The 16,287-nt window shown below is 60.0% G+C and carries 15 protein-coding genes; 10 read left to right on the forward strand and 5 right to left on the reverse strand.

Annotation, left to right across the window (positions count from 1 at the left end):
• From grxD to AC09SL_RS10045, 3 genes are all read right to left on the reverse strand, one after another.
• Positions 1 to 342, reverse strand: coding sequence for a Grx4 family monothiol glutaredoxin (gene grxD / locus AC09SL_RS10035; RefSeq protein ID WP_058542208.1), 342 nt, complete (start codon positions 340 to 342; stop codon positions 1 to 3).
• Between the two features lie 89 nt (positions 343 to 431).
• Entirely contained in the window at positions 432 to 2,540 is a 2,109-nt protein-coding gene (locus AC09SL_RS10040) for a molybdopterin oxidoreductase family protein (protein WP_058542207.1), read from the reverse strand.
• A gap of 131 nt (positions 2,541 to 2,671) precedes the next feature.
• Positions 2,672 to 2,959, reverse strand: coding sequence for a hypothetical protein (locus tag AC09SL_RS10045; protein WP_003204960.1), 288 nt, complete (start codon positions 2,957 to 2,959; stop codon positions 2,672 to 2,674).
• Between the two features lie 402 nt (positions 2,960 to 3,361).
• Between AC09SL_RS10045 and argF the strand changes: the two genes are divergently transcribed.
• Entirely contained in the window at positions 3,362 to 4,282 is a 921-nt protein-coding gene (argF, locus tag AC09SL_RS10050) for an ornithine carbamoyltransferase (protein WP_058542206.1), read from the forward strand.
• Complete coding sequence (locus AC09SL_RS10055; RefSeq protein ID WP_058542205.1) at positions 4,279 to 5,385, forward strand: ABC transporter ATP-binding protein; 1,107 nt, start codon at positions 4,279 to 4,281, stop codon at positions 5,383 to 5,385. The genes argF and AC09SL_RS10055 overlap by 4 nt, the downstream gene beginning before the upstream one ends.
• A 180-nt stretch (positions 5,386 to 5,565) precedes the next feature.
• On the opposite strand, the gene AC09SL_RS10060 is transcribed toward AC09SL_RS10055, so the two are convergent.
• Positions 5,566 to 6,348: a PhzF family phenazine biosynthesis protein gene (locus AC09SL_RS10060; protein ID WP_058542204.1), complete on the reverse strand. Its 783-nt coding sequence runs from the start codon at positions 6,346 to 6,348 to the stop codon at positions 5,566 to 5,568.
• A gap of 183 nt (positions 6,349 to 6,531) precedes the next feature.
• Positions 6,532 to 7,002 carry a Cys-tRNA(Pro) deacylase gene (ybaK, locus tag AC09SL_RS10065; RefSeq protein WP_053124560.1) on the reverse strand — a complete coding sequence of 157 codons (471 nt, stop codon included), beginning with the start codon at positions 7,000 to 7,002 and terminating at the stop codon, positions 6,532 to 6,534.
• 323 nt (positions 7,003 to 7,325) lie between these two features.
• Here ybaK and AC09SL_RS10070 point away from each other — a divergent pair, with 323 nt between their 5' ends.
• From AC09SL_RS10070 to AC09SL_RS10105, 8 genes are all read left to right on the forward strand, one after another.
• Positions 7,326 to 8,177, forward strand: coding sequence for an MIP/aquaporin family protein (locus AC09SL_RS10070; protein ID WP_058542203.1), 852 nt, complete (start codon positions 7,326 to 7,328; stop codon positions 8,175 to 8,177).
• A 93-nt stretch (positions 8,178 to 8,270) separates the two neighbouring features.
• Positions 8,271 to 9,776: a glycerol kinase GlpK gene (gene glpK / locus AC09SL_RS10075; RefSeq protein WP_058542202.1), complete on the forward strand. Its 1,506-nt coding sequence runs from the start codon at positions 8,271 to 8,273 to the stop codon at positions 9,774 to 9,776.
• 85 nt (positions 9,777 to 9,861) lie between these two features.
• Positions 9,862 to 10,617 carry a DeoR/GlpR family transcriptional regulator gene (locus AC09SL_RS10080; protein WP_003204973.1) on the forward strand — a complete coding sequence of 252 codons (756 nt, stop codon included), beginning with the start codon at positions 9,862 to 9,864 and terminating at the stop codon, positions 10,615 to 10,617.
• Positions 10,618 to 10,933: 316 nt separating this feature from the next.
• Positions 10,934 to 12,472, forward strand: coding sequence for a glycerol-3-phosphate dehydrogenase (gene glpD / locus AC09SL_RS10085; protein WP_058542201.1), 1,539 nt, complete (start codon positions 10,934 to 10,936; stop codon positions 12,470 to 12,472).
• Between the two features lie 446 nt (positions 12,473 to 12,918).
• Positions 12,919 to 13,833 carry a glutamate/aspartate ABC transporter substrate-binding protein gene (locus AC09SL_RS10090; RefSeq protein WP_058542200.1) on the forward strand — a complete coding sequence of 305 codons (915 nt, stop codon included), beginning with the start codon at positions 12,919 to 12,921 and terminating at the stop codon, positions 13,831 to 13,833.
• Between the two features lie 190 nt (positions 13,834 to 14,023).
• The gene (locus AC09SL_RS10095; protein ID WP_058542199.1) at positions 14,024 to 14,770 is read left to right on the forward strand and encodes an amino acid ABC transporter permease; all 747 of its coding nucleotides are present in this window, start codon (positions 14,024 to 14,026) and stop codon (positions 14,768 to 14,770) included.
• Complete coding sequence (locus tag AC09SL_RS10100) at positions 14,770 to 15,441, forward strand: amino acid ABC transporter permease (protein WP_058542198.1); 672 nt, start codon at positions 14,770 to 14,772, stop codon at positions 15,439 to 15,441. Before AC09SL_RS10095 ends, AC09SL_RS10100 begins: the two co-directional genes overlap by 1 nt.
• Positions 15,438 to 16,172 carry an amino acid ABC transporter ATP-binding protein gene (locus tag AC09SL_RS10105; RefSeq protein WP_003204983.1) on the forward strand — a complete coding sequence of 245 codons (735 nt, stop codon included), beginning with the start codon at positions 15,438 to 15,440 and terminating at the stop codon, positions 16,170 to 16,172. The genes AC09SL_RS10100 and AC09SL_RS10105 overlap by 4 nt, the downstream gene beginning before the upstream one ends.
• Positions 16,173 to 16,287: the final 115 nt, after the last annotated feature.

Consider the following 16,287-nt stretch of genomic DNA (forward strand, 5'->3'; position numbering starts at 1 on the left):
TCAGGCTTCGGTCTTGTTCGCCGCAGCTGCTTCCACCGCTGCCTTGATCGTGGTCTGCAGGGAGCCATCAGCGGCCATCTCGGTCATGATGTCGCTACCACCGATCAGCTCACCACCCACCCACAGCTGTGGGAAGGTTGGCCAGTTGGCGTACTTGGGCAGGTTGGCGCGGATTTCCGGGTTCTGCAGGATGTCCACGTAGGCAAACTTCTCGCCACACGCCATTACCGCCTGAGCAGCCTTGGCCGAGAAACCGCACTGTGGCGCGTTCGGCGAGCCTTTCATGTAAAGCAGGATGGTGTTGTTGGCAATCTGGTCTTTAATCGTTTCGATGATATCCATGGAGCACCTCGGCTTAAAACTTTTGCGACTTAAGTTGTCGACACGGTGACGCATTGTAACGGAAAGCCGAACGTGCTCCAGAGACAATTTTACGCAGCCGCCACCTTCACCGGTACGCCGTTAAGCGCCGCGTTGCCGGACAACTCATCGAGCTGACAATCATCGGTCAGGTCGTTGGCGCTGGAGCCCGGCTGTCCGCTGGCAATGGTCATCTGCACGCCCGGCCGGGCATGGCCCCAGCCGTGGGGCAGGCTGACCACGCCTTTCATCATGTCCAGGCTGCCCAGCACCTCGACTTCGATGACGCCGACCCGCGAACTGACGGTCACCCGTTGCCCGTCGACAAGGCCGCGACTGGCGAGGTCATCCGGGTGCATCAGCAACTGATGACGCGGCTTGCCCTTCACCAGTCGATGGAAGTTATGCATCCAGGAGTTGTTGCTGCGCACATGGCGACGGCCAATCATCAGCAACTCATCCGGTTTTGGCGCCTGCAACGCGGCAAAGCGCGCAAGGTCGGCAAGAATCACCGCCGGCGCGGCCTGCACACGTTGGTTTTCGGTTTTCAGGCGCGCAGCCAGGTTGGGCTTGAGTGCGCCGAGGTCGACGCCATGGGGATGATCGAACAGGGTGGCCAGGGACAGCTTGTGCGGCGAGGCGTCGCCATATGCCCCACTGCGCAGGCCGAAATCGATCATCTGCGCCGGTGGCATGGTCGGCTTGAGTTCCTTGCCGGTCCGGGCGGCAAAAGCCTTGGCCAGGCCGACGAAAATTTCCCAGTCGTGCAGCGCTCCCTCGGGCTTGGGCAGGATCGCCCGGTTGAAACGGGTCACGTTGCGCACCGCGAACAGGTTGAACGTGGTGTCGTAATGATCGTTTTCCAGGGCCGAGGTCGAAGGCAGGATCAGGTCGGCGTAACGCGTGGTTTCGTTGATGTACAAATCGATGCTGACCATGAACTCCAGCCCGTCCAGGGCCTGCTCCAATTGTCGCCCGTTGGGTGTGGACAGCACCGGGTTGCCAGCCACGGTGACCAGCGCACGAATCTGGCCTTCGCCCTCGGTGAGCATTTCCTCGGCCAGGGCCGACACTGGCAACTCCCCCGCATATTCAGGACGCCCGGACACACGGCTCTGCCAGCGATTGAAATGCCCGCCCGAGGTGGTGGCGACCAGGTCCACCGCCGGCTCGGTGCACAGCGCCCCGCCCACTCGATCAAGATTGCCGGTGACCAGGTTGATCACCTGGATCAGCCAATGGCACAGCGTGCCAAACGCCTGGGTCGACACCCCCATCCGCCCGTAGCACACCGCTGACGGCGCGGCGGCGAAGTCCCGGGCCAATTGCCGGATCTGCGCTGCCGGCACCGCACAGAGCGGGCTCATGGCTTCAGCCGTGAAAGTGGCGACGGCCTCGCGCACCTCGTCCAGGCCGTCCACCGGCAGGTGGCTGCCACGGGCCAGGCCTTCGCTGAACAATGTATTGAGCAAACCAAACAGCAACGCAGCATCGCCGCCGGGGCGTACAAAGACATGCTGGTTGGCAATCGCCGCCGTTTCGCTGCGACGCGGATCGACCACCACCACTTTGCCGCCACGGGCCTGGATCGCCTTGAGGCGCTTCTCCACGTCCGGCACGGTCATGATGCTGCCGTTGGAAGCCAGCGGGTTGCCGCCCAGGATCAGCATGAAGTCGGTGTGGTCGATGTCCGGGATCGGCAGCAGCAGGCCGTGACCGTACATCAGGTAGCTGGTCAGGTGATGAGGCAGTTGGTCCACCGAGGTCGCCGAGAAACGGCTGCGGGTTTTCAACAGGCCCAGGAAATAGTTGCTGTGGGTCATCAGCCCATAGTTATGCACGCTGGGGTTGCCCTGGTAGACCGCCACCGCGTTCTGGCCGTGACGCGCCTGGATATCCGCCAGGCGCTCGGCCACCAATGCGAAGGCATCGTCCCAGGCAATGGGGTGCCATTCATTGCCGATGCGCTGCATGGGCTGGCGCAGGCGATCCGGATCGTTCTGGATATCTTGCAGGGCTACCGCCTTGGGGCAGATGTGACCCCGGCTGAAGGTGTCCAGCGCATCGCCCTTGATCGAGGTGATCGCCAGGCCCTGGCCGTCGGTTTCGGTGGTTTCGAGGGTCAAGCCGCAGATGGCTTCACACAAATGGCACGCACGGTGGTGGAGAGTCTTGGTCATGGCCAGTCTCTGTTTTATTCGTGGCGGGCACTTTCGGCCGCGGGAACAAAACTATGGCGCGTGATTCCCGGCAGCGCCAGCGACGTTCGTCCTGTGAATCGCCGGGCATCAGGCCCACCGATGACAGGGCATCAAGGCTGGTCGGGAGGCGGCGCCAGCATCTGGATTTCTTCGACGGTTTCCACCTGCTCCTGGGCAATGGGCACACCCGTGAGCTCGCCAATCAGCCGCCAATGCTCGTCGAGGCCGCTGCTGATAGTGGCCATGCGATCAATCATCCGGCGGCCCGCGGCCTTGGTCACCTCGTCATCGCTGCGCAGCAATTCGAATGACATGGAAGTCACCGAAGCCGTCAGGTGCGTCAGCGAGCGTGCAGTCAGCCCCAGCAATTCCATCAATTGTTGCTCTTTCGAATCCATTTCGGGCTCCTGTACCGCTGTGGCTCATTTATAACCCAGGCCTTTGCATTAGGAAATGTTTCACAACCACAGCAGACAAGCGAAAGGATGGGGTGCCACGGCATAAACCGCCCCTCATCCATGGCGCACCCGCCGCGCTTGATTGCCAAGCCAAGCTGCGCCAGTGTACAAATGGGTTGCTGCTGTCAGGAAACCGGCCACAAATATGCCATCGCATTCGCGTGATGGCCTCGCTGAAATCCCCAAAAACCGTAGCCCTATTGGTAAGACGCGACATTTAATTATAAGATCGCGCCTTCCCCTATTTCGTCGCCCCGTGCGGCTTTTGCCGCAGGTCTCGCCCGTTTTTTGAATAAACAAGGCTTTGAGCATCTGCGGTCAGTTACAAAAAGGTAGTCAATCATGAGCGCAAGGCACTTTCTCTCCCTGATGGATTTCACGCCCGATGAGTTGCTCGGCGTGATCCGTCGAGGCGTGGAGCTCAAGGACCTGCGTAACCGCGGCGTACTGTTCGAGCCCTTGAAAAACCGCGTGCTGGGGATGATCTTCGAGAAGTCATCGACCCGCACCCGCATCTCTTTCGAAGCCGGCATGATCCAACTGGGCGGCCAGGCGATCTTCCTGTCGCCCCGCGACACCCAACTGGGCCGTGGCGAACCGGTCAGCGATTGCGCCATCGTCATGTCGAGCATGCTCGACGCAGTAATGATCCGTACCTTTGCCCACAGCACCCTGACCGAGTTCGCGGCCCATTCCCGCGTACCCGTCATCAATGGCCTGTCCGATGACCTGCACCCCTGCCAGTTGCTGGCCGACATGCAGACCTTCCTCGAACACCGCGGCTCGATCCAGGGCAAGACCGTGGCCTGGATCGGCGACGGCAACAACATGTGCAACAGCTATATAGAAGCGGCGATGCAATTCGACTTCCAGCTGCGCATTGCTTGTCCTGAAGGTTATGACCCCAATGCCGAGCTGCTCGCCAAGGCCGGGGAGCGGGTGACCATCGTGCGTGATCCGAAACAGGCCGTGGCCGGTGCGCACCTGGTGAGCACCGACGTCTGGACCTCCATGGGCCAGGAAGAAGAAACCGCCAAGCGCCTCAAGCTGTTCGCGCCGCTGCAGGTCAACCGGGCCTTGCTCGACCTGGCGGATGCCGACGTGCTGTTCATGCACTGCCTGCCGGCCCACCGTGGCGAGGAGATCAGCTTCGACTTGCTGGACGACCCGCGCTCGGTGGCCTGGGACCAGGCAGAAAATCGCCTTCACGCGCAAAAGGCACTGCTCGAGTTCCTTGTCGAGCCGGCGTATCACCACGCATGAGCCATTCGCTGCTGCTGAATTTGCATGACCTGGCCTGCGGCTACCAAAACCAGCGGGTCGTGCAGAACCTCAACCTGCACCTCAATGCCGGCGATATCGGTTGCCTGCTCGGTTCGTCCGGGTGCGGCAAGACCACCACGTTGCGCGCCATCGCCGGCTTCGAACCGGTGCACGAGGGTGAAATCCAACTGGCTGGTGTAACCATCTCCCGCCCCGGCTTCACCCTCGCCCCGGAAAAACGCCGTATCGGCATGGTGTTCCAGGACTATGCCCTGTTTCCCCACCTGAGCGTGGCCGAGAACATCGCCTTTGGCATTCGCAAGCATCCAGACAAGGATCGCGTCGTCGAAGAGCTGCTGGAACTGGTCAACCTCAAGCACCTGGGCAAACGCTTTCCCCATGAACTGTCCGGCGGCCAACAACAGCGCGTGGCCCTGGCCCGCGCACTGGCGCCAGAACCACAGCTGCTGTTGCTCGATGAGCCGTTCTCCAACCTCGATGGCGAGCTGCGACGCAAGCTCAGCCATGAAGTGCGGGATATTCTCAAGGCCCGCGGCACCAGCGCGATCCTGGTCACACACGACCAGGAAGAAGCCTTCGCCGTGAGTGACCACGTCGGGGTATTCAAGGAAGGCCGACTGGAACAGTGGGACACGCCCTACAACCTGTATCACGAACCGCTGACGCCATTCGTCGCCAGCTTCATTGGCCAGGGCTACTTCATTCGCGGCCGGCTCGACAGCCCGGAGTCGGTGCAAACCGAGTTGGGCACCCTGCGCGGTAACCGGGCCTACACCTGGCCCATTGGCGGTGCGGTGGACGTGTTGCTGCGCCCAGACGATATCGTCTATGCACCGGACAGCCCGCTCACCGCCAGCATTGTCGGCAAGACCTTCCTGGGCGCTTCAACCTTGTATCGCCTGCAATTGCCAACAGGCGCGCAATTGGAATCGATCTTCCCCAGCCACGCCGACCATCAGCTCGGCGACAGTGTCGGCATCCGCGTGGCGGCTGAACACCTGGTGCTGTTCCAGGCCTCGGGCAGCACCGCGGCGCACATCCCGCCAGTGGACAGCGGTGTGCGGCGCTATAGCACCGCGTAGGAGCTGTGTAGGAGCTGTGTAGGAGCTGTGTAGGAGCTGTCGAGTGCAACGAGGCTGCGATCTTTCCCCAGACACTTGAATCTCAAGCGAAAGATCAAAAGATCAAAAGATCGCAGGCTTCGCCAGCTCCTACAGGGCGTAAACCAGCGAGGATAAATCCCCTCGCCAAGAAAAATGCTATCAGCCCAAGGACAACGTCCCACTGGCCACCAACCTCGCATTCCCGCCGATCTTCACCCGCTCACCCTCCAACCGGCAGAACAACGCCCCGCCCCGGGCCGAGCATTGATAAGCCGTCAGGCCGTGCTTGCCCAAGCGCTTGGACCAATAGGGAATCAGGCTGCAGTGGGTCGAGCCGGTCACCGGGTCTTCGTTGATGCCGATCGCCGGAGCAAAATAACGCGAGACAAAATCATGCTTGCTCCCGGGTGCGGTCACGATAGCGCCCGGCCAAGGCAGTTTCGCCAGGGCCGCCATGTCCGGCTTGCAATCGAGCACCGCTTGCTCCGATTCCAGCACCACGAACAGTTCGTTGGAGCTCAGCACATCCACAGCTTCGACACCCAAGGCACTCTGGACGGCCAGGGATGCACCCAACTCGGCAGGTACGATGGCCGGAAAATCCAGCCACAGCCGATCACCCTCACGCGTAACGCTCAACGAACCGGACTTGCAGATAAAATCCAGTCGTTCGACCGTTTCGTGATAGACCTCGAACAGTACATAAGCGCTGGCCAACGTGGCGTGCCCGCAAAGCGGGACTTCGGTGGTGGGCGTGAACCAGCGGATATGCCAATGCTGGCCTTCACGCACCAGAAACGCAGTTTCAGCCAGGTTATGTTCGGCGGCGATCTTCTGCATCAAGTCATCGGCAAGCCAGCCGTCGAGTCGATAGACCATTGCCGGGTTACCGCCAAACGGCCGATCACTGAACGCATCGACCTGATGAAACGCAAGCTGCATGGCTCTTCTCCTTTTTTTGATGCGCCAGCATGCGGTGCAGCGGCACGGCTTATCCAGAGACAGATCAGCAGAATTTTCACCCTACAGCGCGGGATCAAAATCTGACTCCAGGCTTAACCCTTCACACCCTTGTGACGAGGGCGCTCGCTCCCGCCTGGCTGCGCAACCGCCATCCGTTTTTATTCAAGCACGCCCAATGTCAGCAAACGCCGCCCCGGTATGCTCCTTCAAAACCGAAGGCGCCAACTCGACTTCCAACCCGCGCCGTCCGGCACTGACAAACATACTGGCGAGCGGCTGTGCGGAACTGTCGATAAAAGTGCGCAGGCGCTTCTTCTGCCCCAGCGGGCTGATCCCGCCAAGTAAATAACCGGTCGAACGCTGCGCGGCAGCTGGGTCGGCCATCTCGACCTTTTTCACCCCGGCGGCATGGGCCAGGCCTTTCAAGTCCAGGCTCCCGGCCACGGGCACCACCGCCACCAACAGTTCACCTTTTTCACTCGCCGCCAACAAGGTCTTGAACACCTGCGCCGGATCCAGCCCGAGCTTTTCCGCCGCTTCCAAACCGTAGGACGCGGCCTTGGGATCGTGTTCGTAACTGTGGATGCGATGTTCGGCGCGCACTTTCTTAAGCAGATCCAACGCGGGTGTCATGACTGCTCCTGACAAGGAAATCAAAAAAAGAGTGGCCGAATTCTAAGCCATCGCCAGCGAAAAGGCTTGGGACGGCCCCGCGAGTACCGGTGATGCGTCGCCAGCAGAGGAGTCATTCACGCCACGAATAGTTGAAATGTGACCGACGGTTCACTTTCGACCTTTGACATCAGCGTTTCTTGTCTATATTTTTTCGAAACTAAAAGTCATATCACATGTCTCAAGCAGCAACCCGAGATCAGGATGGGGATCCTGCCTCGGTGAAGATCGCGCAATCGAGCTTTATCGAAAGCGCAGCAAAACAACAAAAAACCGAGGTTTGAATGACAACTGCTTTACAACAGCCGTCCCTGTCCAGCCAATGCCTGGCCGAATTCCTGGGCACTGCCCTACTGATTTTTTTCGGCACCGGTTGCGTCGCAGCGCTCAAGGTCGCGGGCGCCAGTTTCGGCTTGTGGGAAATCAGCCTCATCTGGGGCGTCGGCGTCAGCATGGCGATCTATCTGAGCGCAGGCATTTCCGGTGCCCATCTCAACCCCGCCGTCAGCATTGCCCTGTGCATTTTCACCGACTTCGAAAGGCGCAAACTGCCTCTCTATATAGTTTCCCAGGTGGCCGGTGCTTTCTGCGGTGCCCTCTTGGTCTACACGCTCTACAGCAATCTATTCTTCGATTTCGAACAGTCCCGGCACATGATTCGAGGCACCGAAGCGAGCCTCGAACTGGCCTCGGTGTTTTCCACCTACCCGCACGCAGCGCTGTCCACCGGCCAAGCCTTCCTTGTGGAGATGATCATCACGGCCATCCTGATGGGCGTGATCATGTCCCTGACCGATGACAACAATGGCTTGCCCCGTGGCCCACTGGCACCATTGCTGATCGGCCTGTTGATTGCGGTGATCGGCAGTTCCATGGGGCCCCTGACGGGTTTTGCGATGAACCCGGCGCGAGACTTCGGTCCTAAACTGATGACTTTCTTCGCCGGCTGGGGTGAAATTTCCCTCACGGGTGGACGCGACATCCCGTACTTCCTGGTGCCGATTTTTGCGCCGATTGTGGGTGCGTGCCTGGGTGCTGCGGCCTATCGCGGCTTGATTGCCCGCCACCTGCCCAGCGCCATAACTGCTACAAAGGATGCAGAACCGGCCATTGACGGCAAGCCCAGAACATCCTGAAACAGTCGACGCAGACTCCTGCCATTCCAGTCTGCGCCGTGGCTTCTTCCTTTATTTAGTCTCCCTTTTATAGAAAGACCCGAGGCAATCGACATGACCGACATACAGAACAAGAACTACATCATTGCCCTCGACCAGGGTACGACCAGCTCGCGTGCGATCATCTTCGACCGTGACGCCAACGTGGTCTGCACCGCCCAGCGCGAATTCGCCCAGCATTACCCACAGGCTGGCTGGGTCGAACACGACCCGATGGAAATCTTCGCCACCCAGAGCGCGGTCATGGTCGAAGCCCTCGCCCAGGCTGGCCTGCACCATGACCAGGTAGCCGCCATCGGCATCACCAACCAGCGTGAAACCACCGTGGTCTGGGACAAGACCACCGGCCGCCCGATCTACAACGCCATCGTCTGGCAATGCCGGCGCAGCACCGAAATCTGCCAGCAACTCAAGCGCGATGGCCACGAGCAATACATCAGCGAAACCACCGGCCTGGTTACCGATCCGTATTTCTCCGGCACCAAGCTCAAGTGGATCCTGGACAACGTCGAAGGCAGCCGCGAACGTGCGCGAAACGGTGAACTGCTGTTCGGCACCGTCGACAGCTGGCTGATCTGGAAATTCACCGGCGGCAAGGTCCACGTCACCGACTACACCAACGCCTCGCGCACCATGCTCTTCAACATTCACTCGCTCGAATGGGACGCGAAGATGCTCGAGATCCTCGACATCCCCCGCGAAATGCTTCCGGAAGTGAAGTCCTCTTCGGAGATCTATGGCCGCACCAAGAGCGGTATCGCCATCGGCGGCATTGCCGGCGACCAGCAGGCGGCCCTTTTCGGCCAGATGTGCGTGGAGCCGGGCCAGGCGAAAAACACCTACGGCACCGGCTGTTTCCTGCTGATGAACACCGGCAGCAAGGCCGTCAAATCCAATCACGGCATGCTTACCACCATCGCCTGCGGCCCGCGCGGCGAAGTGGCCTACGCCCTGGAAGGCGCGGTCTTCAATGGCGGCTCCACGGTCCAGTGGCTGCGCGATGAACTGAAGATCATCAACGACGCGCTGGATACCGAATACTTTGCCAACAAGGTCAAGGACAGCAACGGTGTGTACCTGGTGCCCGCCTTCACCGGCCTGGGCGCGCCGTATTGGGACCCCTATGCCCGTGGCGCGCTGTTTGGCCTGACCCGCGGCGTACGCGTCGATCACATCATTCGCGCGGCGCTGGAGTCGATTGCCTACCAGACCCGCGACGTACTCGACGCCATGCAGCAGGACTCGGGTGAACGCCTCAAGGCCCTGCGCGTTGACGGTGGTGCGGTGGCGAACAATTTCCTGATGCAGTTCCAGGCGGACATCCTGGGTACCCGGGTCGAACGCCCGAAAATGCGCGAAACCACCGCCCTGGGTGCTGCGTACCTGGCGGGCCTGGCGTGCGGCTTCTGGGGCAGCCTGGAAGAACTGCGCGGCAAAGCAGTGATCGAGCGCGAATTCGAACCGCAGCTGGACGAACAGGCAAAGGAAAAACTCTACGCCGGCTGGCAGAAGGCGGTCAGCCGCACCCGTGACTGGGAACCCCATGAAGACGCTGAATAAAGCCTGATAAGGTTCTGAAACTGGTCGGGAGTGGATTCCTGCGGCATCATGGGCAAATTTTGTACGGCAGCCCAAAGGAAGCCCCATGAATCTGCCTCCCCGCCAGCAACAAATCCTCGAACTGGTCCGCGAACGCGGCTATGTCAGCATCGAGGAAATGGCGCAGCTATTCGTCGTCACCCCGCAAACCATTCGCCGGGATATCAACCAACTGGCGGAAGTGAACCTGCTGCGTCGCTACCATGGCGGCGCCGCCTACGACTCAAGCGTGGAAAACACCGCCTACGCCATGCGCGCCGATCAGATGCGCGACGAGAAGCAACGCATCGCCGAAGCCATCGCCGCCCAGATCCCCGATCACGCCTCGCTGTTCATCAACATCGGCACCACCACCGAATCCATCGCCCGGGCGCTGCTCAATCACAACCATCTGAAGGTCATCACCAATAACCTGCACGTGGCTTCGATCCTCAGCGCCAAGGACGACTTCGAAGTTTTGATCGCCGGCGGCAATGTACGGCGTGACGGCGGCGTGGTGGGTCAGGCCAGCGTCGACTTCATCAACCAGTTCAAGGTCGACTTCGCCCTGGTGGGCATCAGCGGGATCGATGAAGACGGCAGCCTGCTGGACTTCGACTACCAGGAAGTACGGGTTTCCCAAGCCATCATCGCCAACGCCCGGCAAGTGCTATTGGCGGCGGACTCCAGCAAATTCGGGCGCAATGCCATGGTCCGCCTGGGCCCGATCAGCCTGATCGACTGCCTGGTAACCGACCAACAACCGGTGCCGGCCCTGGCGCAATTGCTGAGCCAGCACAAGATTCGGCTGGAGGTGGTCTGACGACCGCCTCAATACCTTGTGGCGAGGCTGCTGTGGGAGCATGGTTTGCCCGCGATGAAGGCAACACGGTTTCTCCATAGAACGAGGCGCCTGTTTCGCGAGCAAGCTTTGCTCCCACAAACCCCTCTCGCCACAAAAGCGCGCCCTGGCACCTTCCCCCGCCCTTCCATGTTCGAAAATTTTCCTTTCAGCTTCCCTTGATCAGTATTTTCAATCGAAGTTGACTGGCTGTTGCCGTCTTTATGGGCTAGTATTTTCGCAAATGAACATTTATGTTCGAATTCAAATATTGCGAAAAAGAGCCCGAGGCCAGCCGATGCCCACTTCTACCTTGCCTACGCCCCCTCTCGCCGAGGTTTACGACGTCGCCGTCATTGGTGGCGGTATCAACGGCGTGGGGATTGCCGCGGACGCTGCCGGTCGCGGTCTTTCGGTGTTCCTTTGTGAAAAGGACGACCTGGCCAGCCACACATCGTCGGCCAGCAGCAAGCTGATCCACGGTGGCCTGCGCTACCTCGAACATTACGAATTCCGCCTGGTGCGCGAAGCGCTGGCCGAGCGCGAAGTGCTGCTGACCAAGGCCCCGCACATCGTCAAGCAAATGCGCTTCGTGCTGCCTCACCGCCCGCATCTGCGCCCGGCCTGGATGATCCGCGCCGGCCTGTTCCTCTACGATCACCTGGGTAAACGTGAACAGCTCGCCGGCTCCAAAAGCCTGAAGTTCGGTGCCGACAGCGCATTGAAAAGCGAGATCACCAAAGGTTTCGAATATTCCGACTGCTGGGTCGACGATGCGCGACTGGTGGTGCTCAACGCCATGGCCGCCCGGGAAAAAGGCGCGCATATCCACACCCGCACGCGTTGTGTGAACGCCCGTCGCAGCAAAGGCCTGTGGCACTTGCATCTGGAACGTGCCGACGGCAGCCTGTTTTCGATCCGCGCCAAGGCACTGGTCAACGCCGCCGGCCCGTGGGTCGCCAAGTTCATTCGCGATGACCTGAAGCTGGAATCGCCCTACGGCATCCGCTTGATCCAGGGCAGCCACCTGATCGTGCCGAAACTCTACGACGGCGAACATGCGCACATTCTGCAAAACGAAGACCAGCGCATCGTGTTCACCATTCCCTACCTGAACCAGTTCACCCTGATCGGCACGACTGACCGTGAATACACCGGCGACCCGGCCAAAGTGGCGATCACCGAAGGCGAAACCGATTACCTGTTGAAGGTGGTCAACGCCCACTTCAAGAAGCAGATCAGCCGCGACGATATCCTGCACAGCTATTCCGGTGTGCGTCCGCTGTGCAACGACGAATCCGACAACCCATCGGCCGTGACCCGCGACTACACCCTGGCGCTGTCGGGTAGCGGTGAAGAAGCGCCATTGCTGTCGGTGTTCGGCGGCAAGCTGACCACCTACCGCAAACTGGCCGAATCGGCGATGGCGCAACTGGCCCCGTATTTCACCCAGATGCGTCCGAGCTGGACCGCCGTAGAGGCCCTCCCCGGCGGCGAAAACATGACCACCCCGCAAGCGCTGTGCTCGGCGATCCGCGACAAGTTCGACTGGCTGCCAACCGATATCGCCCGTCGCTGGGCCACCACCTACGGCAGCCGTACCTGGCGCATGCTCGAAGGTGTACACAACCTGGGCGACCTGGGCGAGCACATCGGCGCCGGTCTCTATACCCGCGAAGTCGACTACCTGTGCAGCGACGAGTGGGCCGTCGATGCCCAGGACATCCTCTGGCGCCGCAGCAAGCTGGGCTTGTTCACCACCGCGCTCGAGCAGGAGAAGCTGCAGCAGTACCTGGACAAGGTCGAGCACAACCGCCGCAAGATCGAAGCGGCCTGAATAATAGCCCGCTAAACCCAAAGCCCCTGAATCCTGCGATTCAGGGGCTTTTTTGCATTCTGGACTCTACCGATACCCCTGTGGGAGCAAGCTTGCTCGCGATGAGGCCAGCACATTCAACATCTATGTGACTGCCCCACCGCTATCGCGAGCGAGCTCGCTCCCACAATGGATCGAGGCAGGCTCAAGGCATTCGGTTTTCCGAACAAGACCCACCAGTCAGTTCGGTCAACCGGATAAAACGGGTCTCATAAAACCTGAAACAGAACATTAATTACCTTTTAAATCAGTCTGTTATACGACTTCAACTGGCTTGGCACGACTCCTGCTCTACACTCCTGGAGACGAATGTCTGTAGCCAACACAACAGGAGCTGCCAGGCACTTCGAAGTACTCAGGGCCGACGAACCGGCCGAAATAAAAAAAACAATGTCGAGGAAATATAGATGCGCATCGTTCCCCATCTCCTGGGCGCAGCCATTGCTGCCGCTCTGATCAGCACTCCGGTTTTCGCGGCCGAACTGACCGGCACACTGAAAAAGATCAAAGAGTCCGGCGTTATCACGCTTGGGCATCGCGACGCTTCCATTCCGTTTTCCTACATCGCGGACGCTTCCGGCAAGCCAGTCGGCTACTCTCACGACATCCAGATGAAAGTCGTCGAAGCGATCAAGAAAGACCTGGACCTGCCGAACCTGCAAGTCAAATACAATCTGGTCACTTCGCAAACCCGTATCCCGCTGGTACAGAACGGCACCGTGGACCTGGAATGCGGCTCCACCACCAACAACGTCGAGCGTCAGCAGCAGGTTGACTTCTCCGTTGGCATTTTCGAGATCGGCACCCGGCTGCTGTCCAAGAAAGATTCCAAGTACAAGGATTTCGACGACCTCAAGGGCAAGAACGTCGTGACCACCGCCGGCACCACGTCCGAGCGCATCCTCAAGTCCATGAACGCCGACAAGCAGATGGGCATGAATGTCATCTCTGCCAAGGACCACGGCGAATCCTTCCAGATGCTGGAATCAGGTCGTGCCGTCGCCTTCATGATGGACGACGCCCTGCTGGCTGGCGAAGCCGCCAAGGCCAAGAAGGCCGATGACTGGGCCGTGACCGGTACCCCACAGTCCTACGAAATCTATGGCTGCATGATGCGCAAGGGCGACGAGCCGTTCAAAAAGGCTGTCGATGACGCCATCAAGGCCACCTACGCGTCGGGCGAGATCAACAAGATCTACGAAAAATGGTTCATGCAACCCATCCCGCCAAAAGGCCTGAACCTGAACTTCCCGATGAGCGACGAACTCAAGGCACTGATCGCCAAGCCGACCGACAAAGCGGCTGACGACAAGAAATCCTGATTTCTGACTAACCTTATCTCCTGAAGGGGCCCGGCCCTTTCAGGGGATGGTCACTCCCTGCTGGCAAATCTGGAAACACTCGAACCGGTGGCTGTCGAGCCGATCGCGTGTGCCTGGCCTTCAAGCCGGGCGGGAACGGAGTTTCCCCAGGCGGGCATTTGTACATTGATCGATCTGAGGGGAGACCCTAATGAATTACAACTGGGACTGGGGCGTGTTCTTCAAGTCCACCGGCATCGGCAGCGAGATTTATCTCGACTGGTACGTGGCCGGCCTGGGCTGGACCATCGCCATCGCCGTCGTCGCCTGGATCATTGCCCTGCTGCTGGGCTCGATTCTGGGTGTGATGCGCACCGTGCCTAACCGGCTGGTGTCGGGCATCGCCACCTGCTATGTGGAGCTTTTCCGTAACGTGCCGTTGCTGGTCCAGCTCTTCATCTGGTACTTCCTGGTGCCGGACCTGCTGCCCGCCGATCTGCAGGAGTGGTACAAGCAGGACCTGAACCCGACCACCTCCGCTTACCTGAGCGTCGTCGTGTGCCTGGGGCTGTTTACCGCCGCCCGGGTCTGTGAACAGGTGCGCACGGGTATCCAGGCGCTGCCGCGCGGCCAGGAATCCGCCGCCCGTGCCATGGGCTTCAAGCTGCCGCAGATCTACTGGAACGTGCTGCTGCCCCAGGCCTACCGGATCATCATTCCGCCGCTTACCTCGGAATTCCTCAACGTCTTCAAGAACTCCTCCGTGGCCTCGCTGATCGGCCTGATGGAACTGCTCGCGCAGACCAAGCAGACCGCCGAGTTCTCCGCCAACCTGTTCGAAGCCTTTACCCTGGCGACGCTGATCTATTTCACCTTGAACATGAGCCTGATGCTGCTCATGCGCATGATCGAGAAGAAAGTCGCGGTGCCCGGCCTGATCTCCGTGGGGGGTAAATAATGGAATTCGACTTCACTGGCATCATCCCGGCCATTCCCGGCTTGTGGAACGGCATGGTGATGACCCTCAAGCTGATGGCCATGGGTGTCGTCGGCGGGATCATCCTGGGGACGATCCTGGCGCTGATGCGCCTGTCCCACAACAAGCTGGTCTCCAATATCGCTGGCGCCTACGTCAACTATTTCCGCTCGATCCCGTTGCTGCTGGTGATCACCTGGTTCTACCTGGCGGTGCCGTTCGTGCTGCGCTGGATCACCGGCGAGGACACGCCGATCGGTGCGTTCGGCTCCTGCGTCGTGGCGTTCATGATGTTCGAGGCGGCGTACTTCTGCGAGATCGTGCGGGCTGGCGTGCAGTCGATCCCCAAGGGCCAGATGGGTGCCGCCCAGGCGCTGGGGATGAATTATGGCCAGGTCATGCGCCTGATCATCCTGCCCCAGGCATTCCGCAAGATGACCCCGCTGCTGCTGCAACAAAGCATCATCCTGTTTCAGGACACCTCGCTGGTCTACACGGTCGGCCTGGTGGACTTCCTCAATGCTTCGCGGGCCAATGGCGACATCATCGGCCGCTCCAATGAGTTCCTGATCATCGCAGGTCTCGTGTACTTCACAATCAGCTTTGCCGCCTCGCTGCTGGTCAAGCGTCTGCAAAAAAGGTTCGCCGTATGATCTCTATCAAGAACATCAACAAGTGGTATGGGGACTTCCAGGTACTGACCAATTGCAGCACCGAGGTCAGCAAGGGTGAGGTGGTGGTGGTGTGCGGGCCGTCCGGTTCGGGCAAGTCCACGCTGATCAAGTGCGTGAACGCCCTGGAACCGTTCCAGAAAGGCGACATCGTGGTCGATGGCACGTCCATCGCCGACCCGAAGACCAACCTGCCGAAACTGCGTTCGCGCGTGGGCATGGTGTTCCAGCATTTCGAACTGTTCCCGCACCTGACCATCACCGAGAACCTGACCATCGCGCAGATCAAGGTACTGGGCCGCAGCAAGGAAGAGGCAACCAAAAAAGGCCTGCAACTGCTTGAGCGGGTCGGCCTCTCGGCCCACGCCCACAAGCACCCGGGCCAGCTCTCCGGCGGCCAGCAGCAGCGCGTGGCGATTGCCCGTGCCCTGGCGATGGACCCGGTGGTGATGCTGTTCGACGAACCGACCTCGGCCCTTGACCCGGAAATGGTCAACGAAGTGCTCGACGTGATGGTGCAACTGGCCCACGAAGGCATGACCATGATGTGCGTGACCCACGAAATGGGCTTCGCCCGCAAAGTGGCGAACCGGGTGATCTTCATGGACCAGGGCCAGATCATCGAAGACTGCAAGAAAGAAGAGTTCTTCGGCGACATCAGCGCCCGCTCCGAACGCGCGCAGCATTTCCTTGAGAAAATCCTGCAGCACTAAACAACACCGCTCCCCACTGTGGGAGCGAGCTTGCTCGCGATAGCGGACTGCCAGTTACATCATTGTCGAGTGATCAGCAGTCATCGCGAGCAAGCTCGCTCCCACAAGGGAGAAG

Source organism: Pseudomonas sp. PF05 (assembly GCF_056521845.1).

Bases quoted from the DNA above. Each gene is read 5' to 3' on its own strand.
- grxD (WP_058542208.1), bottom strand. From the start codon at position 342: ATGGATATCATCGAAACGATTAAAGACCAGATTGCCAACAACACCATC.
- AC09SL_RS10040 (WP_058542207.1), bottom strand. From the start codon at position 2,540: ATGACCAAGACTCTCCACCACCGTGCGTGCCATTTGTGTGAAGCCATC.
- AC09SL_RS10045 (WP_003204960.1), bottom strand. From the start codon at position 2,959: ATGGATTCGAAAGAGCAACAATTGATGGAATTGCTGGGGCTGACTGCA.
- argF (WP_058542206.1), top strand. From the start codon at position 3,362: ATGAGCGCAAGGCACTTTCTCTCCCTGATGGATTTCACGCCCGATGAG.
- AC09SL_RS10055 (WP_058542205.1), top strand. From the start codon at position 4,279: ATGAGCCATTCGCTGCTGCTGAATTTGCATGACCTGGCCTGCGGCTAC.
- AC09SL_RS10060 (WP_058542204.1), bottom strand. From the start codon at position 6,348: ATGCAGCTTGCGTTTCATCAGGTCGATGCGTTCAGTGATCGGCCGTTT.
- ybaK (WP_053124560.1), bottom strand. From the start codon at position 7,002: ATGACACCCGCGTTGGATCTGCTTAAGAAAGTGCGCGCCGAACATCGC.
- AC09SL_RS10070 (WP_058542203.1), top strand. From the start codon at position 7,326: ATGACAACTGCTTTACAACAGCCGTCCCTGTCCAGCCAATGCCTGGCC.
- glpK (WP_058542202.1), top strand. From the start codon at position 8,271: ATGACCGACATACAGAACAAGAACTACATCATTGCCCTCGACCAGGGT.
- AC09SL_RS10080 (WP_003204973.1), top strand. From the start codon at position 9,862: ATGAATCTGCCTCCCCGCCAGCAACAAATCCTCGAACTGGTCCGCGAA.
- glpD (WP_058542201.1), top strand. From the start codon at position 10,934: ATGCCCACTTCTACCTTGCCTACGCCCCCTCTCGCCGAGGTTTACGAC.
- AC09SL_RS10090 (WP_058542200.1), top strand. From the start codon at position 12,919: ATGCGCATCGTTCCCCATCTCCTGGGCGCAGCCATTGCTGCCGCTCTG.
- AC09SL_RS10095 (WP_058542199.1), top strand. From the start codon at position 14,024: ATGAATTACAACTGGGACTGGGGCGTGTTCTTCAAGTCCACCGGCATC.
- AC09SL_RS10100 (WP_058542198.1), top strand. From the start codon at position 14,770: ATGGAATTCGACTTCACTGGCATCATCCCGGCCATTCCCGGCTTGTGG.
- AC09SL_RS10105 (WP_003204983.1), top strand. From the start codon at position 15,438: ATGATCTCTATCAAGAACATCAACAAGTGGTATGGGGACTTCCAGGTA.